Origin of the sequence: Agarivorans albus, assembly GCF_019670105.1 — a bacterium.
Taxonomy (GTDB): Bacteria; Pseudomonadota; Gammaproteobacteria; order Enterobacterales; family Celerinatantimonadaceae; genus Agarivorans; species Agarivorans albus.
The window spans coordinates 3623727-3645795 of the sequence record NZ_AP023032.1; the positions used below are offsets into that span (position 1 = coordinate 3623727).

At 44.4% G+C, this 22069-nt stretch carries 18 protein-coding genes; 3 read left to right on the top strand and 15 right to left on the bottom strand.

Features of this window, described 5'->3' with window-relative positions:
• Window positions 1-7 precede the first annotated feature (7 nt).
• Genes fkpB through murJ form a run of 5 tightly spaced genes read right to left on the bottom strand, consistent with a single transcriptional unit; the run spans window position 8 to window position 6345 of the window.
• Window positions 8-433 (bottom strand): FKBP-type peptidyl-prolyl cis-trans isomerase, encoded by a 426-nt coding sequence (gene fkpB, locus K5620_RS16455; RefSeq protein WP_016401308.1) that lies wholly within the window; start codon window positions 431-433, stop codon window positions 8-10.
• A complete protein-coding gene (lspA, locus tag K5620_RS16460) occupies window positions 430-942 on the bottom strand; it encodes a signal peptidase II (RefSeq protein ID WP_016401309.1) in 513 nt (170 codons plus the stop codon). The genes fkpB and lspA overlap by 4 nt, the downstream gene beginning before the upstream one ends.
• On the bottom strand, window positions 935-3766 hold the full coding sequence (gene ileS, locus K5620_RS16465) for an isoleucine--tRNA ligase (RefSeq protein ID WP_016401310.1): 2832 nt from the start codon (window positions 3764-3766) through the stop codon (window positions 935-937). Before ileS ends, lspA begins: the two co-directional genes overlap by 8 nt.
• A gap of 20 nt (window positions 3767-3786) precedes the next feature.
• Complete coding sequence (gene ribF / locus K5620_RS16470; protein ID WP_016401311.1) at window positions 3787-4725, bottom strand: bifunctional riboflavin kinase/FAD synthetase; 939 nt, start codon at window positions 4723-4725, stop codon at window positions 3787-3789.
• Between the two features lie 42 nt (window positions 4726-4767).
• Window positions 4768-6345 carry a murein biosynthesis integral membrane protein MurJ gene (gene murJ, locus K5620_RS16475; RefSeq protein ID WP_016401312.1) on the bottom strand — a complete coding sequence of 526 codons (1578 nt, stop codon included), beginning with the start codon at window positions 6343-6345 and terminating at the stop codon, window positions 4768-4770.
• Between the two features lie 238 nt (window positions 6346-6583).
• Between murJ and rpsT the strand changes: the two genes are divergently transcribed.
• On the top strand, window positions 6584-6844 hold the full coding sequence (gene rpsT, locus K5620_RS16480) for a 30S ribosomal protein S20 (RefSeq protein WP_152784499.1): 261 nt from the start codon (window positions 6584-6586) through the stop codon (window positions 6842-6844).
• Window positions 6845-6909: 65 nt separating this feature from the next.
• Here rpsT and K5620_RS16485 read toward each other — a convergent pair whose 3' ends face one another.
• The 8 genes from K5620_RS16485 to rppH all read right to left on the bottom strand — a co-directional run bounded on the left by K5620_RS16485 (window position 6910) and on the right by rppH (window position 19125).
• Window positions 6910-7203: an ArsR/SmtB family transcription factor gene (locus K5620_RS16485; RefSeq protein WP_016401314.1), complete on the bottom strand. Its 294-nt coding sequence runs from the start codon at window positions 7201-7203 to the stop codon at window positions 6910-6912.
• Window positions 7204-7342: 139 nt separating this feature from the next.
• Complete coding sequence (locus K5620_RS16490; RefSeq protein WP_016401315.1) at window positions 7343-11599, bottom strand: PKD domain-containing protein; 4257 nt, start codon at window positions 11597-11599, stop codon at window positions 7343-7345.
• Window positions 11600-12154: 555 nt separating this feature from the next.
• On the bottom strand, window positions 12155-13093 hold the full coding sequence (gene nhaR / locus K5620_RS16495) for a transcriptional activator NhaR (RefSeq protein ID WP_016401316.1): 939 nt from the start codon (window positions 13091-13093) through the stop codon (window positions 12155-12157).
• A gap of 65 nt (window positions 13094-13158) precedes the next feature.
• Window positions 13159-14382: a Na+/H+ antiporter NhaA gene (nhaA, locus tag K5620_RS16500; RefSeq protein ID WP_051147592.1), complete on the bottom strand. Its 1224-nt coding sequence runs from the start codon at window positions 14380-14382 to the stop codon at window positions 13159-13161.
• 192 nt (window positions 14383-14574) lie between these two features.
• Entirely contained in the window at window positions 14575-15426 is an 852-nt protein-coding gene (locus K5620_RS16505) for a thymidylate synthase (protein ID WP_016401318.1), read from the bottom strand.
• Complete coding sequence (lgt, locus tag K5620_RS16510; RefSeq protein ID WP_215426380.1) at window positions 15423-16229, bottom strand: prolipoprotein diacylglyceryl transferase; 807 nt, start codon at window positions 16227-16229, stop codon at window positions 15423-15425. Before lgt ends, K5620_RS16505 begins: the two co-directional genes overlap by 4 nt.
• An 85-nt stretch (window positions 16230-16314) precedes the next feature.
• The gene (gene ptsP / locus K5620_RS16515; RefSeq protein WP_016401320.1) at window positions 16315-18582 is read right to left on the bottom strand and encodes a phosphoenolpyruvate--protein phosphotransferase; all 2268 of its coding nucleotides are present in this window, start codon (window positions 18580-18582) and stop codon (window positions 16315-16317) included.
• Window positions 18583-19125 carry an RNA pyrophosphohydrolase gene (rppH, locus tag K5620_RS16520; protein WP_016401321.1) on the bottom strand — a complete coding sequence of 181 codons (543 nt, stop codon included), beginning with the start codon at window positions 19123-19125 and terminating at the stop codon, window positions 18583-18585. It lies immediately after the preceding gene.
• Between the two features lie 638 nt (window positions 19126-19763).
• On the opposite strand from rppH, the gene mutH reads away from it, so the two are divergent.
• The gene (gene mutH, locus K5620_RS16525) at window positions 19764-20432 is read left to right on the top strand and encodes a DNA mismatch repair endonuclease MutH (RefSeq protein ID WP_016401322.1); all 669 of its coding nucleotides are present in this window, start codon (window positions 19764-19766) and stop codon (window positions 20430-20432) included.
• A gap of 98 nt (window positions 20433-20530) precedes the next feature.
• Complete coding sequence (locus K5620_RS16530; RefSeq protein WP_016401323.1) at window positions 20531-20851, top strand: isoamylase early set domain-containing protein; 321 nt, start codon at window positions 20531-20533, stop codon at window positions 20849-20851.
• Between the two features lie 58 nt (window positions 20852-20909).
• On the opposite strand, the gene rplS is transcribed toward K5620_RS16530, so the two are convergent.
• Window positions 20910-21260, bottom strand: coding sequence for a 50S ribosomal protein L19 (gene rplS, locus K5620_RS16535; protein WP_016401324.1), 351 nt, complete (start codon window positions 21258-21260; stop codon window positions 20910-20912).
• A gap of 27 nt (window positions 21261-21287) precedes the next feature.
• The gene (gene trmD / locus K5620_RS16540) at window positions 21288-22061 is read right to left on the bottom strand and encodes a tRNA (guanosine(37)-N1)-methyltransferase TrmD (RefSeq protein WP_016401325.1); all 774 of its coding nucleotides are present in this window, start codon (window positions 22059-22061) and stop codon (window positions 21288-21290) included.
• Between the last annotated feature and the right edge of the window lie 8 nt (window positions 22062-22069).

Below are 22069 nucleotides of genomic sequence, written 5' to 3' on the forward strand. Positions count from 1 at the left end.
TCGCTCCTTAATTAACCGCTAAAATTTCTACTTCAAATATAACCGTTTGGCCAGCCAGCGGATGATTAAAATCTACCGTTACTGAATCACCGGTTACTTCACGCACAATGCCCGGAATTTCACTACCATCAGGCTGAGCAAACGCAATAATACTGCCTTCTTCGGCAGGTGCTTCATCACCAAACTTGCTGCGCTCAAAGTACTTAATGTTATCCGGATTGCTTTGGCCAAAGGCTTGCTCGGCATTAAGTTCAAATTGGCTTTTATCACCCGTTTTCAAACCCAATAAACACGCTTCAAAGCCTTCGGTTAGGCTACCATCACCCATTACCAGTTGAGCTGGCTTTGGATAGTTATAGGTACTTTCGGCAATCGATCCATCGCTTAACTTCAATACAAAATGAAGTTCTACTTTGCTTCCTTGCTGAATCATTTAGGTTCCTTGGCTTGCGGCGACAAAAAGCTATCTAACACTAACAATACCGCACCCACACAAATGGCTGAGTCAGCAACGTTAAAAGATGGCCAATGGTAACTGCCCACGTAAAAATCGAGGAAGTCGATAACATAGCCAAACACTACGCGGTCAAATACGTTACCAATTGCTCCGCCTAATACTAAGGCGTAAGCAATGGCTGGCCACTTTTGCTCGACGGGTGTTTTTTTCATCCACCACACCAGCAAACCACTCACAAAAAGAGCTATGGCAGTAAAAAACCAACGTTGCCAGCCACCGGCATCACTTAAAAAGCTAAAAGCTGCACCGTAGTTTCGAACCGAAACCAAATTAAAGAATGGCGTTACCGCTACCGATTCATATAAATCGAAGGTTTTAGCAATGGCAAACTTGGTAACTTGGTCAACAATGAATACCACCACACTTAACCACAACCAGCGTAAACCCGTGCTATTTGTTTTACTTACTACAGCGTCGTTATGCATAGCTACGAGACTCACCTTCACCCGCGACGTTGGTTACACAGCGACCACACAAGCTTGGGTGCTCAGCGTTTTGACCAACATCTTCGCGGTGGTGCCAGCAGCGGTCACATTTCGCGGCTTCGGCTACTTCTACTTTAACTTTAAGGTTGTCCAACTCAGTAGCAGCGGCATTATCACCCGCTTCACTTAAAGCCTGTAAGCTTACATCTGAAGTTAACAATACAAAGCGTAACTCATCACCCAACTGGCTTAACACTTGCTCTAGCTGGCTATCTACATACAGCGTTACTTTAGCCTCTAAGGTGCCACCAATTTTCTTGTCGCGGCGTGCTTGTTCAAGGTTCTTGTTCACTTCATCACGAATAGTGATCAATTGAGCCCAGAATGCATCATTCATTTTGCTATCTTGTGATAACGCAGTTAAGCCTTCGTACCACGCTTCAGTGAATACAAATTCGCTACGCTCTCCAGGTAATGCTTGCCAAATCTCGTCAGCGGTAAAGCTTAAGATAGGTGCAATCCAGCGGGTTAACGCTTCAGCGATGTGGAATAGTGCCGTTTGACAAGAGCGTCGCGCTAGGCCATCAGCTTTTGCGGTGTACTGACGATCTTTAATGATATCTAAATAGAAACTACCTAGTTCAATAGAACAGAAGTGCATTAGCTTTTGGTAAACAACGTGGAACTGGTATTGCTCGTAGGCTTCTACAATTTCTTGTTGAACAGCGGCGGCTCGACCCACTACCCAGCGGTCAAGCTCTACCATGTCTTCACTTGCCACTAAATGCTGCTCAGGTTCAAACCCGGCTAAGTTAGCCAATAAGAAACGCGAGGTATTACGAATACGGCGATAAGCATCGGCGCTACGCTTGAATACTTCGTCCGATACGCTCATTTCAGCGGTGTAGTTGGTAGATGCAATCCACAAACGTAAGATGTCTGAACCTAGTTTGTTCCAAACATCCTGCGGAGCAATACCATTACCTAATGATTTAGAGAACTTATGGCCATTAGCATCTACGGTGAAACCATGAGTAAGTACTTGCTGGTAAGGCGCTTTGCCGTTAATTGCAGTAGCAATCATTAGTGATGACTGGAACCAACCGCGGTGTTGGTCAGAGCCTTCTAAGTACATATCTGCAGCTTTACCGTTAAACTCTTCACGTGCAGCAACTACACTTGAGTGAGTTGAACCAGAGTCAAACCATACATCTAGCGTGTCTTCTACTTTGCGGTACTGCTCGGCTTCATCGCCCAGTAGTTCAGTAGCATCTAAATCCCACCAAGCCTGAATACCGCTTTGCTCAACACGTTTAGCGACGTCTTCCATCAACTCTACCGCACGAGGGTGCAGTTCGTTAGATTCGCGGTGCACAAACAATGCAATCGGTACGCCCCAAGTACGTTGGCGAGAGATACACCAATCTGGGCGATTCTCTACCATGCTTTCGATACGGCTTTGGCCCCAATCTGGGATCCACTGGGTTTTCTCGATTTCTTGCATGGCTTGCTTACGCAAACCATTTTGGTCCATGCTCACAAACCACTGCGGCGTAGCACGGAAAATAATAGGGGTTTTGTGGCGCCAGCAATGTGGGTAGCTATGACGGTAAGCATGGTGATGCAGAAGCGCGCCTGTTTCTTTAAGTTTTTCAACTACGTTGTCGTTAGCTTTAAATACATGCTGACCACCGAAAAACTCGGTATCGGCAAGGTAAACACCATTATCACCAACCGGGTTAGCCACTTCTAAGTTGTACTTCTGGCCTACCGCGAAATCTTCTTGACCATGACCAGGAGCAGTGTGAACACAACCTGTACCTGACTCAGTAGTTACGTGGTCACCTAAAATAACAGGCACTTCAAAGTCATAAAATGGGTGCTTAAGTTTAACTAACTCTAAGGCATCACCTTGGCAGTAACCTAAAGCATGGAAGTGAGTTGCACCAAAGCGCTCTACACACTCTTCCATTAGATCGCGCGCCAAAATTAAACGTTCTTTGCCAGTTTCAGTTTCAATTTGAACCAATACATATTCAAGGTGAGCATTTAAGGCTACCGCTCGGTTAGCAGGTAAAGTCCACGGCGTAGTGGTCCAAATAACTGCAGAGATTGGCCCTTCACCGGTCACGCCTTCTGGGTGATCAAATTTGGCTAATACTTCGGCTTCGTCAACAGCGGTAAAACGCACATCAATGGCAGGAGAGGTTTTATCTTCGTATTCAACTTCAGCTTCAGCAAGAGCACTGCCACAATCGGTACACCAGTGCACAGGTTTAGAACCTTGCAATAGGTGGCCATTATCGATGATTTTTGCCAAGGCACGGATGATGTTTGCTTCAGTATCGAAGTTCATGGTTAGGTAAGGGTTTTGCCAATCACCTAAAATGCCCATGCGGATAAAGTCGTTGCGCTGACCATCAATTTGCTTAGCGGCGTAATCGCGACACTTTTGACGAAATTCAGCAGCGGTTACTTTTTTGCCCGGCTTGCCAACTTTCTTTTCTACTTGTAGCTCGATAGGTAAACCGTGACAGTCCCAACCAGGCACATAAGGAGAATCGTAGTCAGATAAAGTCTTCGACTTAATAATGATGTCTTTAAGCACCTTATTAACCGCATGGCCAAGGTGAATATTGCCGTTGGCGTATGGAGGGCCATCGTGCAAAATAAAGCTCTTCTTACCTTTTTTGGCCTGTCTAATTTGGCCGTACAGATCCTTTTCGCTCCAACGCTTAAGCATTGCAGGTTCGCGGTTGGCTAAATTACCACGCATCGGGAATTCAGTATCAGGTAGATTAAGAGTATCTTTATAGTCGCTCATCGAATCACTTTTCCAGTCAATTACTCTGCAAGGCCATAGTAGGCTTTTGCACGCTTAATATCGAGATTCACCTGAGCTTTAAGCGCATCAAGCGAATCAAATTTTTGTTCATCTCGTATTTTTAACTGCGGTTCAACCACTAATCGTTGGCCATACAGATTGGCGTCAAACTCAAACAAATGAGCTTCTACCAATAAATCTTTTCCTGCGGCGGTTGGCCGCCAGCCTATGTTAGCAATGCCTGAAAAGCGATGCCCTGGCTGTTCTTGTATATAGGCTTTAACTGCAAACACCCCATGCAAGGGGCATACATGGCGGGCAACTTTTAAATTTGCCGTAGCAAAGCCCAGTTGACGCCCCAACTTTTGGCCATGAATGACTTTGCCATTAAAGCTAAATTTTCTGCCTAACAATTGAGCCACCGTTGAGAAATCGGCCCCGGCTAAATGCTGACGTAATAACGTACTGCTCACACGCTGCTGATTTAAGCAAAACGAATCGGTTGCTGTAAGCTCAAAACCGTACTGTTTTTTGGCCGCTTGTAAGCTTGCGAAATTACCTTCTCGGCCTTTACCAAAGTGGAAGTCATCTCCCACTGCTAGGTATTTTACTCCCAGCAATTCAACCAATAACTGGCGAACAAAATAGTCGGCACTTTGTTGAGCAAACTCATGACTAAAACGCACCACCAACAAGCGGTCTACACCTAAGCTTTTTAGTTGCTGATACTTATCGCGAAATCGGCTAATTCGAGCGGGCGCTTTATCTTTAGCAAACACCTCAAGCGGTTGTGGCTCAAAAATCATCACCACAGCGGGTAAACTCCGCTGGCGAGCCTGTTCAACTAAACGCTTAATTACTTGTTGATGGCCTAAATGCACGCCATCAAAATTACCAATACTTAATGCACAGCCATAGTGACGCGCTTTAATGTTGCGTATTCCGCGAATTAACTCCATTCCCGCGCCTATTTCGTCAAAAACCGACGGATTATAGCTTGTTTAGTCCGCAGTTACAGCCCCGAAACTGCTTTTCAAGTGAGCTAATCTTATCCCCAAGCAAAATAGCAAAACCAAGTAGCTAATCACGGCCGCTGCTACACAGATTAAAAGTTGCCAAACACTGTCTATCCAAGACAACGCAAACCATTGTTCAGCAAGGGGAGAAAGCCACACAATGAGCCCCCCCATCAATGTCGATGCCACTAAAATTTTAACAATACATACCAAGGTAGGAGAGCCGAGTTTGTAAACACCTTGTTTATGTAAACCGCGATAAAGCAGGCTGGCATTAAGCAACGCCGATAAAGCAGTGGCAATAGCTAACCCAATATAACCATAAGGAATCGCGAAGATAAGGTTAAAGCCCATGTTGCTTGCCATGGCGATAATGCCAATTTTCACCGGCGTTTTGGTATCTTGGCGCGAGTAATATCCTGGCGCTAATACCTTCACTAGCATGAAAAACAACAAGCCACCGCTATAAGCCATTAAGCTGTAGGAGGCGTTTAACACATCTTGTTGGTCAAAAGCGCCACGCATAAACAACACTTGTAAAATTGGCTGACCAAGTAAGGCCAAACCTACTGTGGCGGGTATGCCCAAAAAACACACCATGCGCACTGCCCAGTCCATGGTTTGCTGAAACTGCTGCGGGCTTTTATCAACATGACGCTGCGATAAGCTTGGCAAAATCACGGTGGCAATGGCGATGCCAAACAAACCTAGCGGAAACTCCAACAAGCGGTCGGAGTAGTACAGCCACGATATAGAGCCGGTGATTAGGAAACTGGCGATTAGGGTATCCAATAGCAAGTTTATTTGACTGACCGATACACCAAACAATGCAGGGATCATTAGGGTGCGAATTTTTACCACTCCAGGATGTTTCCAGCCCCAACTTGGCTTTTGCAACAACTTAAGCCTAAACAAGAAGGGTAATTGAAATAGAAACTGAATTAAGCCGCCGAAGAAAACCCCCATGGCCAAACCAACCTCAGGTTGTTCTAGGTTTGGAGAAACAAATATCGCAAAACTAATCACTGCCACATTTAGCAATACAGGCGTGAATGCCGCCACGGCAAAACGACCAAATGCGTTAAGAATCGCGCCCGATAAACCGGTAAAGGTGACAAACCATAAATAGGGAAAAGTAATTTTAAGTAGAAAGGCCGACAGTTCAAACTTAGCAGCATCGGGGCCGTCGTTTAACCACGATATAAACCACCCCGTGCCAAATAGTGCTGCAATTAAAGGCGAACCAATAATGCCAAACAAGGTAACTATGGTAACGGCTAAGCCCAGCGTACCGCTAACTTTGGCGATAAGCTCTCTTACTTCGTCTTCAGAACTCTTTTGCTTGTATTCGGTAAGTACCGGTACAAATGCTTGGGCAAACGCGCCCTCGGCGAATAAGCGGCGCAAAAAGTTAGGAATTTTGTTGGCAAAGAAAAATACGTCGGCAGCAACACCCGCTCCCATTAAATTAGCAATGACCACATCACGAGCCAAACCTAATATGCGGGAAATCAGGGTCATAGCGCTAACAATGGCGCCAGATTTTAACAAGGTTTTACTCAATGCACTGTCCTGTTGCTAAATTACACAAATTCCTCTGCCCTAACATTAAAAATGCTGGTAGAATCGCGGCACAGTTTAACCGCCTATAAAGATCGATGCTACGGTCATGACGTTTAGTTAGGTTTTCCTTGCTTTGATATTTATACTTGGTTAAAAATTGTTTGACATAAACATGAAAAACGGGCATATTCCACGGCCTTTAAATTCATAATTCCAAGACAAAGTTCAGGAGTTACACTTGGCTAATATTAAGTCAGCTAAAAAACGCGCTATCCAAGCTGAAAAGCGTCGTCAACATAACGCTAGCCGTCGCTCTATGATGCGCACTAATTTGAAAAAAGTTATTGCAGCTATCGAAGCAGGCGATAAAGAAGCAGCTACAGCAGCATACCAAGCAGCTCAACCTATCTTAGACCGTTACGCGTCTAAAGGTTTGATCAGCAAAAATAAAGCAGCTCGTCATAAGAGCCGCATTGTTGCAAAAATCAACGCACTTTAATTTAAAGCGCTTGATGAAAAAAACCGGCCTAAGCCGGTTTTTTTATGTCTGCTATTTAGTACTAATTACTTACAGTAAAGCTCATGTAGCTTCCCTAGCACCGCTTTAGCCTCTTCGCTAGCGATTGAGTAGTAAATGGTTTGAGACTCCTTACGCGTGCTCACAAGCTGATCTTTTCGTAACCATGCTAAATGCTGAGATAACGCAGACTGACTTAAAGTGACTCGTTGGTTCAGTTCTCCTACCGTTAACTCACCTTCCACTAGGTGGCATAAAATCATTAAGCGGCTTTCGTTTGCTAGCGCTTTTAACAATTTTAATGCAGGTTCAGCATTTTTTTGCATGTCTTGAATGTTCATCTTTCTACCTACTAACTCACTTAAGCCAAACTATACGTGAAATGGCTATAGCTCGCTAGGTTAAAGCTGAGCACATGGTTTTTGAGCGAAGCACAAAAAAGCCGCAATTAAGCGGCTTTAACGTCACTAAACCAATACCTTACTGAGCAATAATCCGATATTGCATCGTGGCATCATTCACTTCAACAATGTAGCTTCCAACAATACCAGTGAAAATATCGCCACCAGTTTGTTCTAGAGTGCCATCGTTGTTGTTGTCGCCGTAGTTATTTGACCAGTCACCGTTTACGTCAAACTTAAAACGCTGATTGTTTTGGCCATCAAAGTCCACGCCAACTTGCCAAACATTGTTGGCAACTAAAGTCATAGCAGTAGTTTGCCATCCGTTAGCAGTACCACGAAAATACAACTGCTCAAAGTTAGCTGTAAAGTTAGCATTTGGATCAATCACCTCAACCACTACCGACGCTTGTGCAGTTTTACCGCCATCGTCAGTCACGGTTAAGCTAATACTGTGTGAACCCGCAGTATTGTAGGTTACTGTTGTGGTTTCACTCGTATCACCATTGCTCCATAAGTAACTGGCAATAACACCATCACTATCACTTGAGCCCGCTGCACTATAGGTGATGCTTTGGCCTATATCTACCTGAGTTGCCGATGCACCAATTATTGCAGTAGGAGCTTGGTTAGCGTTAAGTTCGGTAATGCTGTAAGCCAAAGTTTGATCATTCACTTCTATCAAGTAAGAACCCACCACGTCAGTGAAGATATCCCCACCGGTTTGCTCTAGCACACCATCACTATTGGTATCACCGTAGTTCTGGGTCCAATCACCATTAACATCTAACTTAAAGCGCTGCTCTGCTTGACCATCAAATTCAACCACAACTTGCCAAGTATGATCAGCCACTAAGTCCATGGCCGTTGTCGCCCAACCATTGGCTGTACCACGGAAGTAAAGCTGATTAAAGTTCTTCGCTTTTTCATCACTTTCAACACTTAGCACGGCTTCTGCGGTTGCAGTAGCGCCTTCGTTGTCGGTAACGGTTAAGCTAATAGTTTGGCTGGCATCTACAACTACAGAGATAGAGCTGGTTGTTTCACCGGTACTCCATAGGTAGCTAGCAATAGAACCATCTTCATCACTAGAGCCTGAACCATCTAAGTTTACTGTTGTTCCGGCAGCTACAGTTTGAGTAGCTGGAGAGATGGTTGCTACTGGCGCTTTGTTTGGAATAACCGTTAGAGTTACCGAAGTAGTTGCGGTTTTCCCTTGGTTGTCGGTGACCGTTAGGCTAATCGTTTGAGTCTCATTCACTGTAACGGTGATTGACTCACTAGATTCACCAGTACTCCAGCTGTAACTAGCAATAGAGCCATCAGAATCACTTGAACCAGCACCGCTTAGCACAACCTGTGACCCTTTAGCCACTGACTGGCTTCCTGGGCTAATCGCGGCAACGGGTGCGTTGTTTCCGTCTAAACCGTCTGGAATACCTGCAGCAATTGCACCGCCGCTTACATTCCAACTACCCTCATCAATTTGATAGTTTTGACCACCATTATTATCCCAAGCACCACTACAGTTATTCGTCACAAACTCCAGCTGGTTACCGTCTTCTAAATCTACGGTTAAGCTATACCAGTTGTCACCTAGGCTTTGCATTTCTTCACCTGGTGCAGTAGTCCACGTAACTGCGCCGTCTACGGTGTAATGCAAACATACCTTGCCCCAACCGTTGTTATCTTGGTAATACAAGGTACTCAATACAGATTGACCGATAATTCGGTAAGTCACGCTGGTAGAGTCTTTCTGACCAACACTGTCAGTAACAGTTACCGATATAGTGGTACGTTCGTTCAAAGTAACAGTAATCGACGGGCTGGTTTCACCAGTGCTCCATAAGTAGCTCGCGATTGGGCCTTCTTCGTCAGTTGAGCCAGCAGCGCTCAAAGTTACTACAGTGCCTAGTTCTACTTCGCCACCTGCGGCATTAATATGGGCCGTTGGTCGCTTATCACCTACTACAACATTGTCGGTGAAGAACATCGCTTCGCCAGCAATTGCGCCGTTCACGTCTTCAACGGTTTTGCCGCCAACGCTACTAAACTGACCAGCACCTACGTAAACTTGTTGAATCTCAGAACGAGTTACGTTGCCTTTACTATCGGTTGCTTCAATGTAGTAATCCAACAGCTGCTCTTGGTATTGATCAATGTAGGTGAAGTACATATTGCCGATTTTCTCAGCAGGCACTACTTCAAACATTTCTTTACCAGAAGGCTGCCAATCTACACCATTCATGTCACCGTTTAAGTCACGCTCGGTCATGCTAAAGGTTTGCCATTCGCCAACCCGTGAAGGATCGACATCAGGATCGCTAGCATGCGCGCTTGGATCATAGAGCTTAAAGGTTTTATCGGTAGCAGTTGCCCACTTATCTTTGTGAACACGTACTTTAACCTTGATATCTTGAATACCGCTTACGTCATAACCGTAGGTATAAATCGCAAACTTGGTATCGGCATATACCGTAGCCCAACCTTCCGCTTTACTTGAGTTTGCACTACCAGGATTATATGGGTAACGCTGTGGCCACCAAACCGAAGGACCTGTTTTATCTTGGGCAAGGTTGGCTTCTACATACGGGGTTGTAAAGTGTAATGACTGGTTAAATGAAATAGTAGGTTTAACCCCGTCATCAACGTTTTCATCGTAATAACCAAAACCAGAATCGATTGAGGCCATAAGGAAGTACCAACCTAACTCTGCAGGGTTTGCACCGCCAGCATAGTTGTTGTTCGCATCACCTTTAACCGGGAAAGACATCATCCACGGATTAAGCTGGTTACCTGGGTAAGTTACCTCGTTATCACGCGCGGTAGTTGGGCTCCAGTAATTAGGGTTATTGTCTAACCAAATTTGCTCAGCGGTTTTTGCATAGTTTTCGGCAGCTTGCAATAAAGCAAAGTTACGCTCTAGGTAGTGATAGCCTAACTCAAGCGATACCATGTGCTCACGTGTAGCCACAAAATCGGTGCCATTTACCGTGTTAAAGTCTGCCATCTGACCACGCCAAACGCCCATTGGAATATGCCAGTGGTACCACGTAGGATCAGCCGATGAATCTCGTGTATCAATCCATGAGCCATCTTGTACGTGCACAATGTCGTCTTCTGGAATTGGATAAGCTTTTAGGTACTCGTCCACGCCCATACCACGCACCGAGCTATCGGCATACGTAACATTGCCCGAGTTAGCCCAAGTGCCACCATCACCCGCTCTACCTGACGAGTTATCACCATCATGCGCAATGGTGAAATACTGGGTACGGCCTAAAGATGCAGCGTCGCCTTCAAAAGCTTTTAGTACGTCAGCAGTAATTGAGCCTTGGTAACCTTCTTCCCAAGAGCTAGCTTGCTCAACAGGAATACCGGCAACTTTGTGCTGCTCACCGGTTTCAGGGTCAACGTATTGAACCCAGTGAGGAATCGAAGCAAACGGGAACTTGTTGTAAGTCACCTGTTGCTCATTGAACATATGTAACTCGGTCCACGCACCTATGTCGCTAACATTTTGTAAATCTGCGCGGTTAGGCGGAGAAATCAAAGTATCTTTGCCGGGGTCATTCAAATAAGGATAATCACGCAAAGTACGTGAATAGTGCACGTTCCCAAGTACCGACCATTCAATACCTAACTTGGTAAGTACTGGAATAATCCGCTCTGAAAAACCAAGCTCTGTTGGGAAGAAACCTTTCGATGATTTAAATGAGTCACCTAAGAAGTAATCTTTCGCCAAAGTAACGTTTTGATAAATCAAATCTTTTAAGAAATAGTCATTACCCACCAATGGCCCCATAGTATGGTGACCAGAGAAGTGAATCGTGTCTAAAGCGTTAAAACCACCGCTGGTTTTTGTACCGTTTTGGGTATCGCGCCAATAAGCGCCCCACCCTAAATTGTAACCATCCAAATTACCTAACTCGCCGAAACTCTGCACGTTGTTAATAACTGATGCCGACATGGTGACATGCGTTTGGCTTTGTGGATGATTACCATTGTTGTTTCTAGCCGTGTCCATTGGCCAGCTTAAGTAAGCGCCTTTTTTGGCATGATGTTGATAATAAGATACCAAGTCATCATGCGGCATCGGCGCACCGCTGCCAGGAATATAGAATGTGTAATTTGCTGGAGGGTTATTCTTAAGGTTAATAACTTGGCCGTCATAGGTATAACGAATTGGATCACCTACTGCTAGACCTTCGTATTTGCTTACGTCGTAGTAAGGCCAAAAGTTTGGCATGTGGTTATGATAAATATGAGTTGCTGCAATTTCCGCTTGCGCAGAGATCGACGCAGCCACCATACTTAAGGCGAACACCTTTTTCATGATTGCTTCCTTTCCCGCACTCGTAGCTCTCAAGCCACTAATACGCTTTACTCGCTGATAAAAATGCAGAAGCCAAACATGGGAAGTTTAGTGTTAACCGTATTTATATTGCCCTACTACCGTTTGTTTCTGCGCTCAGATGCTAAATAGCATCACTCGCCAAACACAGTTGAGATGATCTGGTTTAACGAGGCTTCTGTACAACAGCTCGATGAAAGGAGGCTTATTTTTGCTACCGCGACAAAGAGTTACCAGAAACATTTATTAGGTTAGTACTTGCTAACCCTTATTATTGTTTACACGCTGAACTTAAAGATAATTTTTGATATTTGCTTTAGCTCAGAATGATATTCTGTAATCTATGAGAGATAGCGTAGCGCTAACCCGATGAATAATTAAGCAACCAGAGCGGTAAACATGCGTCAGTTCAAACTAAATGCGTGGTCAAACCGTTTTATTTGATATAAATCACAACAAGAAAGCTGATCAGCGAATAAACATAAAATCTACGCTAAATAGTTAAATATTATGAATCTTACTACTTAGCCTTAGCGCTTATTTTGAATTGAAATTTAAAATAGCATCAACATTTTGCAGCTGTTGCTCTCCAGAAAACAAAGGAGAAAAATCGCTGTTACAGAGCTGTTTAACAGAGGGGTGTTGAATCATTCGCTCAGCAAACAATACGTGATACTCCTCGGTTAAGTCGTGAGTAACCCCAAGCAAGCGAGTATTAGGGTTAGCCAAGATTTCTTCGGTATAAATGGCTGGCGCAACAAAAATACCATCGGTATATGCGCCAAACGCTTTCATTAAGGCGGCGTCATCAAACTCCCCAAGTACTGATACTTTTAGCCCCAGCTCATCAAACCAAGTCCATAACTTCCGCCCTAAGGAGCTGCGCCGTCCCGGTAATAATAAGCTGCGCTGCTCTAAACATGCAGGAAATGGCAACAACGACATTGGCTCATTGGCAAAAAAAGCTATACCACTCTCGCCTAGCTTTTTACTCAACACGCCATCTTGCTGCGCATTATCTAAACCACAATCGGACAAAATCATATCAAGCTTATGTTCGGCCAATTGAGATAACAACAGTTCATGCGTTGACTCAACACAACGTAAGCGAATATTGCCGTCGGGTGGCACAGCTGACAACAAAATACGGCTCGCTAAACGCTTAGATAAAGCATCTGCAACCCCAACCTCAAACAGCAGTTTTTCTTGCTGAGAGTAATTCACAATATCTAGCATTTCGTAGCTGAGGCTAAACATTCGGTCAGCATATTTGTAGACCAATTGGCCTAATTCGGTAGGAGTGATTTTTGGGCCACGGCGAATAAACAACTCTCCAGCTAAACGCTGTTCTAATTGCTTAATTTGGCCTGTCACAGTTTGCGGAGTAAGGAATAATGCTTCTGCTGCAGCGGTTACAGAACCGCGCTTGTAGGTCATCCAGAAGTAGTAAAGGTGGTTGTAGTTTAAGTGTGACATGCCTTACCTAATAGCAAACCCCTTTACGGGGTTTGCTTAAACAGGGTACAGCCTTCACTTAATGGTTAAACCGAAGACGTACTCAATGTATTGGTTTTGCCTTGCTCTTGCTCAGCAATTTTTGCCGCCTCTTCACGGGTAGACCAATGAAGTAAACCATAGCCAATAAGGGCTGCAGTTACCGACCCCGCCAATATAGCTAATCGCGACAAGCCTATCAAATCCGTTTGCCCCGCAAAGGCTAACGACGAGATGAAAATAGACATAGTGAAACCAATACCACATAGCATTGAAGTCGCCAGCAATTGCATATTGTTGGATCCCTCAGGTAACTTAGCCCAGCCGGCTCGTATAGCTAAACGGCTGCAGGTGTAAATACCTAAAGGTTTGCCCACCAATAAACCAAGAATAACTCCTAAAGCTAATGGGCTTTGGAAGCTCTCGAAGCTAATGCCGTCTAACGGAACACCAGCATTGGCAAAAGCAAAAATTGGCACAATGATAAAGCTAGAAGCAGGATGCAAAGCATGCTCTAACTTTTTAAGCGGTGACCCGCCTACCTTAGCTTTAATAGGGATCATGAATCCTACAATTACACCGGCCAAAGTAGCATGAACGCCAGATTTAAGTACCGCTACCCAAAGCACTAGGCCAAGTAACATATATGCACTTAAGCCAGCGTGACCTCGACGATTTAGCATCCATAAACCAATGGTAGCCGCAACCGCCCACACCAACGGCATAATCGCAACTTCACTGGTATAGAACAGCGCAATAACAACAATTACGCCTAGGTCATCAGCAATAGCAAGAGCCAGTAAGAATACCTTTAAACTAGCTGGAACACGTTTGCCTAGTAAGGCCATAACGCCTAGTGCAAATGCAATATCAGTAGCAGCAGGAATAGCCCAACCTTTGGCTAGCTCTCCATCACCGATGTTAAATAGTAGGTAAACAGCAGCAGGCACAACCATGCCACCAATAGCCGCAACTACCGGCAATAACGCTCGCTCTTTAGACGACAACGCGCCTTCTACCATCTCGCGTTTTACTTCTAAGCCAATCACTAAGAAAAAGATGGCCATTAAGCCGTCGTTAATCCACAGCAACAATGGTTTATTAATATCTAGTTCCGCGATACGAACTTGAAACGGCGTATCGAGAAAAGCGAAATATGCAGGAGACAACCACGCACTGTTTGCCATAAACAGTGCCACCACAGCGGCAAGCATTAGCAAGATACCGCCAGCAGCTTCCATTCTTAAAAAACGTTCAAGAAATGATTTCATAACAGCTCACTGAGAAAAATAAAAAGTCATTTTACTGAGAGTGTGAACAAAACATATTCACTTGTAGCTGAACTTACCATCGGAAAAACCGATGATAAATTGGAAAAACAATGGTTTAACCATTGATTAACAGAAGGGTCGAATATTTAACCCTGCTAGAAATCACACTTTCTAGCAGGGTTAATTGGATAACTATACCGAGAATGGGTAAGCGATAGGGTCGTGATATTGGTAATCAGTCACTTCAAAGTCGTCAAGTGTTACCCAAGTTTCTAAGTCTTCTAAAGACTTAATCTTTGGATTGATATGTAACTTAGGGGCGGCAAACGGTTCGCGCTTAAGCTGAACATCTCTCATCAATTCCAACTGATCTTCATAGATGTGGGCATTAACAATTTTGTGGTAAGCCTTACCCGGTTTGTGGCCGGTGATTTGCGCCATCAAGGCCAAAAACGTGAACACTTGAATTTGGTTAAAATTTTGCCCCAGCGGTACATCACACGAGCGTTGTGACGAAGTAAGGTAAAGCCTATCGCCCAATAAAGAAAAAGTATGAGTATGCATACATGGTCGTAAGCAGCCTAAGTGAAACTCACCCGGGTTATAGAACGACAAAATTTCTCCGCGATCATCAATGCCTTTTGATAGGTCATCTACGATCTTCTTCAGCTGATCAACCGACCCGCCTTCTGGCTTACGCCAAGAACGCCCCTGCACGCCGTAAACCCGACCCATATCGTTGTCGCCTTTACGTGCCGGGTTGTTTAACCACGCTTCGTTCTCATTTGCATTAGCCAACCACGTAGGCGTGCCTAGTGCTTTGAAATCAGCCGCATTATCTAGGCCACGAATGTAACCCAGTAACTCGGCAATGGCGGCTTTCCAATAGCTTTTGCGTGTTGTAACTAATGGGAATTCGTTGTTGGCAACATCATATTCAAGATCAGCATTAATAATGGTTAAACAACGCTTACCGGTGCGTTCATTTTCAATCCAAGTGCCTTCATCAACAATGCGTTGGCATAGGTCTAAATACTGTTTCATGCGTTACTCTCTTTGGTGTTGCGTCGATAAGCCCAGCGAATAAATAAAACGCCAAATATAATCATAGGCAAAGACAAGATTTGTCCCATGCTCATGCCTAAACTTAACAAGCCTAAGTGGCTGTCTGGCTCTCGGAAAAATTCAATAATAAAGCGGAAACTACCATAGCCTAACAAAAAGGCACCAGAGATAGCGCCCATTGGCGGCTTACGCTTGGCATAAACCAACAAAATAACCAGCAACAATACGCCTTCTAGGGCAAACTCATAAAGCTGTGAAGGGTGTCTTGCTACTAGGCCACCTGTTGGGAACACCATTCCCCAAGGCATGTCGGTTGCGCGCCCCCACAGCTCGCCATTCATAAAATTACCTAAGCGTCCCGTGGCTAAACCAAATGGAATGAGTGGCGCAATAAAATCGGCTACGGTGAAAAAATGGCGTTTGGTTCGGCGCGCAAACCACATCATCGCCGCAATTACACCTAACAAGCCTCCATGGAACGACATTCCGCCGGTCCAAATTTTAAATAAATATAAGGGGTCATCTAAAAACTGTGGGAACTGATAAAACAACACATAACCAATTCGGCCACCAATGATTACCCCTACAAATCCATAAAACAGCAAATCGCTCACTTCGGCGCGTGTCCAACCGCTGCCAGGCTTATCGGCCATACGGTTACCCAACCACATCGCAAATAAAAAGCCAAACAAATACATTAAACCGTACCAACGTACGTCCAATGGACCGATGCTAATCGCAATCGGATCAATTTCAGGAAATTGCAAAGGTGTAGACACGATAATTTGCTCTATTTAGGGAATAAAAAGAATGGGCATTTTGCAGTTAAATCAGCCATGAAACAAGCTCTGACTCATGGCAAATTCATTAATGTTTACTAACACGAACCAACTGCGACAAGTTCTGTTGCTGCAAATATTCATACAACAAGCTGTATATCGCTGAACCACTTTGGCTTTGTAGGATTTGCTCACGCAAAGCCGCTAATTCACTCAGGTTCACATGGCGTATTATGTATTTAATTTTAGCCAGGTTAAAACTAGACATACTTAAACGACGGTAACCTAAGGCTAATACCAACAAGGCCCCTACCGGCTCGCCAGCCAACTCACCACAAAAACTAACGGGAGTATTGTGCAGATTAGCTTGTTCAATAATTTGATTTAATGCGCGCACAACAGACGGGTGAAAAGTATCAAACAGCTCTGCGACGCGGGTATTGTTTCGGTCTACTGCTAACAAGTACTGGGTTAAGTCGTTGCTGCCCACCGACCAAAAGTCCACTCGCTGGGCTAATTCTGGCAACAAAAATAGTACCGAGGGTACTTCTAGCATCACCCCGTGTTTAGGCCGCTCTGGTGGTTCGGTTAAATCTAATTCGTCAACCACTTCCGCCCAAGCTTGCTCGAGCAAGCGCGAGGCTTCATCTACCTCATTAAGGCAACTGATCATCGGCAACATAATACATAAATTGCCACACTCGATAGCCGAGCGATACATCGCCCTTGCCTGTACCAAAAATATCTCGGGATGATCGAGAGTTAGGCGAATACCGCGCCAACCTAAAAATGGGTTCTCTTCCACAATAGGAAAATAGGGAAGCTGTTTATCCCCGCCCACATCAAGGGTGCGCATACACACTTCTTTACCACGATAGCTGTTTAAAATGTCGCGATAACGAGTATATTGTTCGTCTTCAGAGGGAAAACGATCCTGCATCAAAAATGGCACTTCGGTACGATACAAACCCACGCCATCTGCACCCGCATTAATCGCAATGTCGCTATCGGCACTAAGGCCAGCATTAATTAACATTTCAACGTTTTCACCGTCGATGCTAACAGCGGGTTTATCTAAATCTTGTTGAACTAAACTATTTAGCTCGCTTTCTTGCGCCAATAAAGCGATGTACTCATCACGAACAATTTTGTCTGGCTCAACAAACAGTTCGCCAGAATAACCATCTAAAATAAGCTCGCAGCCACGCAACTTATTAACGTTAAAACTTAAACCCATTAAGGCTGGAATGCCCATGGCACGTGCCAAAATGGCTGCATGTGAGTTTGCAGCCCCTCGCTGAGAAACAACCCCGGCCAAAAACTTACGCGGAATTTTTGCGAACATAGTGGCAGTGACTTCCTCAGCAACCACAATCACCGGCTCACTAGGAATAATTTCTGCGCTAGGACCTAATTCCAAGGCGTGCAGCAAACGTAAACCGACATCTTTTACATCCACCGCCCGCTCTTTTAAGTAGGGGTCGTTCATTTCTTCAAACTGCTGCACGTAGTGCTCTATCACTAAACGCAGCGCACCTTCAACCTGATAGCCCTCACTAATCTTGCGGCGAATATCGCCAGCTAAGCTAGCATCAGCCAACATGTGTTGATAAACATCGAAGATGGAGGCGACATCTTTGGGCAACTGCTCAGACAGCTTAATCGCTAAACTATGAAATTCATCTCGAGTAATTTCTAAGGCAACATCGAAGCGCTGTAATTGGTGCTCACTATCCTCAGCTTTTTCTACAGCTTGCTGCTCTAAGGCGCCGGTAGAGCGATTTATCCAAGCTTTGGCAATGGCTATCCCACTAGAGCTAGAGCCTGCTTTTATTGCTTCAGTCCACTTGTGCTTAGTAGGTTCTTGTAACACCGTTTGAAAATCGGTATTGGCTAATACCCCGGCTAGATGCGCAGCCAGCGTTACCAAAAATGACTCTTCACTTTGATCAAAACTGCGGGTTTCGGACTGTTGTACAACTAATACTCCCAACACCTTTCGTTGGTGAGTAATTGGTGTTCCAAGAAATGAAAAGAAACCGTCTTCTGCGGTTTCGGGTAAATACTTAAAATGAGGATTTAAACGCGCATCAGCTAAATTAATCGGCTCTTCGCGAACGGCAACTTGACCAACAACCCCTTCTCCCAAAGGCATCATTGCTTTACCCACAGCTTCACTGGCAAGGCCATGGGTTGCTCGCAGAACAAGATTTTGTTGCTGCGAGTCCATCACATACACCGAACAACAGTCGGTATGCATGGTAAGGCGAATCTTTTCGACAAGAATAGCTAAAGCACTGTCGAGAGTATCGGCATTGCTTACCTGTTCAACAATGGCGCGTAACTCTCCTAACACTTACGAAGCTCCTTTTCGCTTTTTATAACGCCGGCGTTTATCTTTGCCTTGGTGTTTCTCCGAGCGGTTAAACGGCATGGCCGCCGTTACAAACTCTTTTAATGCTCGGCGATAAACCTCCCGCTTAAAAGACACTACCTGTCTTACGGGATACCAGTAACTCACCCAACGCCAATCATCAAACTCTGGATGGCCACAGCGATCAAATTTTATATTAGATTCTTTGCCCACTAAGCGGAGCAAAAACCACTTTTGTTTTTGTCCGATACAAACCGGCGGACTATCCCAACGAATTAAGCGCTTTGGTAATTTATAACGCAGCCAATGTCTGGTTGTTGCTACAATCTTTACATCTTGCGGCAACAAGCCGACCTCTTCATGTAACTCACGATACATCGCTTGTTCAGCAGACTCTCCCTCGTCTACGCCTCCCTGAGGGAACTGCCATGAATGTTGACCATATCTACGTGCCCATAAAACCTGACCACGCTGATTACAAATAACGATGCCTACGTTGGGACGATAACCATCCCCATCAATCACTGAAACAACCTTCAGCTAAAAAACTATAGATAAAGTGATTCTTTCACAGAATCACAAGCGCGGCAAATACGCCTATCACAAAGGGAATAAATTGTAATAATGCAGGCTTAATTAAAGTTATTCGACTTATCTGTGAGAAATCCTGTGCATAACTTGGGTCAAACCCACTATAGACAAAATCACAGTTCAAAGCCGAACAAAAAACACACCAACAACAACACATATAACTCAACAAAAACAACAAGTTAAAAAACCATGGTTTGAGTAAGCGTTATTTTTAGCAAGTTAAAACTGTTTATAAGTCCTAGCGTTTAAAAAACACACAGTTCTAATTTTTTAGCCAAACGGCTAAAATTTCTGACTAAAAATAAACCACTTTTGATTAAACCGTATAATTCTGTGTATAAAATCCAAGTTAATAACAATGACAGATAGTTATCCCTATTATGTGTGGACAAAGCTGTTAGTAAGTGCTCATTAGTTATGAATAAACCCCACAGCTTCCTATCAAAGCACACAGTTTCTAATAAAAACCTTTTTTAAACATAGCCTTAGCTATAATCACTTAAGCATTTAAGCTTTGCTGCAATTGTTGAACAGCTTCTATACAATGGTGTTTTTGTTGGCGCTAGGCATGCATGACAGCTAAACCACAAAGTGAAACAGAACTCTTCGAACGCGCTCAGTCTTTAGCCGGATTAAGCTTAGGCGAACTTGCACATCGTGAAGGATTTGCCATTCCAAAAGATCTAAAAAGAGAAAAAGGCTGGAGCGGTCAATTGCTCGAATGGTGCTTGGGCGCGAGTGCGGGTAGCAAACCTATCCAAGACTTTCCAGAGCTGGGTATAGAACTTAAAACCATTCCTATTGATGCTTCGGGCAAACCACTAGAAAGCACCTACGTGTGCATAACTCCTCTGTGCAATGTCACCGGATCAACTTGGCACAATAGCAATGTGTATAACAAGCTATCGAGGGTATTGTGGATCCCCATTTTAGCAGAGCGGCATATTCCTTTAGATCAGCGCGTTGTGGCCAATCCCATCCTGTGGAGCCCCAATCCCCAACAAGAACAACTGCTCCGATCAGATTGGGAGGAAATCATGGAAATGATTGCTTTTGGTCAAATAGAACAAATTACCGCGCGCCATGGTCAAGTGTTACAGTTACGCCCTAAAGCCGCTAATAACAAGGCTCGAACCAGCGCAATTGGCCCAAATGGCCAACTAATTCAAACCCTTCCTCGTGGTTATTACCTAAGAACAAAGTTCACCGCAGCCCTGCTTCAAGACTACTTTCAACTGTAAAAAAATTAATCAACTATTGACCAAGCTCTCACTTTTTTGAAAGAATCGATATTGGTCACATAGTATACGGATTTATATTATCTCTCGGAGGAGAAACCATGCCGTTGAAGAAGCAATACCTAAAATCGAAGCCAGAAGTAAAAGTTACCTTTGAAATTGAGAAGGAAGCCACTCAAGAAGCGGAGCAAATTTTCTTGCTAGCTGAGTTTAACGAATGGCAACCCATAGAACTTACTAAGCTAAAAAACGGTAAGTTCAAAGTAGTGGTAAACGTGCCAACAGATCAACAAAGCAGCTACCAGTTTAAATACAAACTTTGCTTGAGCGACGGTGCAGAAGCCTATGACAATGACTGGGCAGCAGACAGCTACCAGCCAAATGGCGTGGATGGTGACAACTCTGTACTTGAAGTGGCTTAAACCACAAACATAAAAAAAGCCCGCTACTGCGGGCTTTTTTATTCTCGAAGAAAAGGGCTTACTTAGCCAATTTTTCTTTAATACGTGCTTTCTTACCAGAAAGTTCACGCAAGTAGTAAAGCTTAGAACGACGAACGTCACCACGACGCTTAACAGTAATACTCTCAACTAGCGGGCTATGAGTTTGGAATGCACGCTCAACGCCTTCACCGCTTGAAATTTTACGTACAGTAAATGCAGAGTGTAAACCACGGTTACGCTTAGCAATTACTACACCTTCAAACGCCTGTAGACGCTCACGGTTACCTTCTTTTACTTTTACCTGAACTACAACTGTGTCACCAGGTGCGAACGCAGGTACGTCTTGCTTCAATTGCTCTTCTTCGAGCTGTTTAATGATATTGCTCATTACTATTTCCTAGAATTAACTGAATCTTTATTTACTATCCAAGGGCGTTTGCTCTTGGATAAACTCAGCAAGAATCTTTTCTTGCTTGTCAGTCAGAGCTAGATTCTCCAATAACTCCGGTCGCCTCAAGTAAGTTCGCCCAAGTGCCTGTTTGTAGCGCCATTCTTCGATTTTTTTATGGTTACCACTTAACAGTACCTCGGGTACTGTTTGCCCATCCAAAACTTCTGGACGAGTATAGTGTGGACAATCCAACAATCCATCGGAGAATGAATCCTGCTCAGCTGAAGCTTTATCCCCCAGAACTCCCGGAATTAACCGCGAGACGGCGTCTATCATATTCATTGCTGGCAGCTCACCACCACTTAACACATAATCACCAATCGACCATTCTTCATCAACTTCCGCTTGAATCAAGCGTTCGTCAATGCCTTCATAGCGACCAGCAACAATAATCAGCTTTTGCTGTTGAGCTAACTCTATTACTCCATCTTGCTTCAAGGTACGCCCTTGCGGTGACATATAAATCACCTTAACCCCATCACCAGCGGCCTGTTTAGCAGCATGAATCGCATCCCGTAAAGGTTGCACCATCATTAGCATGCCAGGGCCACCGCCGTAAGGTCGGTCGTCCACCGTACGATGTTTGTCATGAGTAAAATCACGAGGATTCCAACACTCAATCTTAATCAGGCCGCGTTTTACCGCACGCCCAGTTACACCGTACTCGCTTATGGCAGAAAACATTTCAGGAAATAGACTTACTATTCCCACCCACAATTGTGGTATTTGCTCAGCCATAAAGGAAC

What these genes read in the sequence shown, in the direction of transcription:
- K5620_RS16490 (WP_016401315.1), bottom strand. Translation starts at nt 11,599, where the DNA reads ATGAAAAAGGTGTTCGCCTTAAGTATGGTGGCTGCGTCGATCTCTGCG.
- fkpB (WP_016401308.1), bottom strand. Translation starts at nt 433, where the DNA reads ATGATTCAGCAAGGAAGCAAAGTAGAACTTCATTTTGTATTGAAGTTA.
- rplS (WP_016401324.1), bottom strand. Translation starts at nt 21,260, where the DNA reads ATGAGCAATATCATTAAACAGCTCGAAGAAGAGCAATTGAAGCAAGAC.
- K5620_RS16505 (WP_016401318.1), bottom strand. Translation starts at nt 15,426, where the DNA reads ATGAAACAGTATTTAGACCTATGCCAACGCATTGTTGATGAAGGCACT.
- K5620_RS16530 (WP_016401323.1), top strand. Translation starts at nt 20,531, where the DNA reads ATGCCGTTGAAGAAGCAATACCTAAAATCGAAGCCAGAAGTAAAAGTT.
- nhaA (WP_051147592.1), bottom strand. Translation starts at nt 14,382, where the DNA reads ATGAAATCATTTCTTGAACGTTTTTTAAGAATGGAAGCTGCTGGCGGT.
- ileS (WP_016401310.1), bottom strand. Translation starts at nt 3,766, where the DNA reads ATGAGCGACTATAAAGATACTCTTAATCTACCTGATACTGAATTCCCG.
- lspA (WP_016401309.1), bottom strand. Translation starts at nt 942, where the DNA reads ATGCATAACGACGCTGTAGTAAGTAAAACAAATAGCACGGGTTTACGC.
- K5620_RS16485 (WP_016401314.1), bottom strand. Translation starts at nt 7,203, where the DNA reads ATGAACATTCAAGACATGCAAAAAAATGCTGAACCTGCATTAAAATTG.
- ribF (WP_016401311.1), bottom strand. Translation starts at nt 4,725, where the DNA reads ATGGAGTTAATTCGCGGAATACGCAACATTAAAGCGCGTCACTATGGC.
- mutH (WP_016401322.1), top strand. Translation starts at nt 19,764, where the DNA reads ATGACAGCTAAACCACAAAGTGAAACAGAACTCTTCGAACGCGCTCAG.
- trmD (WP_016401325.1), bottom strand. Translation starts at nt 22,061, where the DNA reads ATGGCTGAGCAAATACCACAATTGTGGGTGGGAATAGTAAGTCTATTT.
- nhaR (WP_016401316.1), bottom strand. Translation starts at nt 13,093, where the DNA reads ATGTCACACTTAAACTACAACCACCTTTACTACTTCTGGATGACCTAC.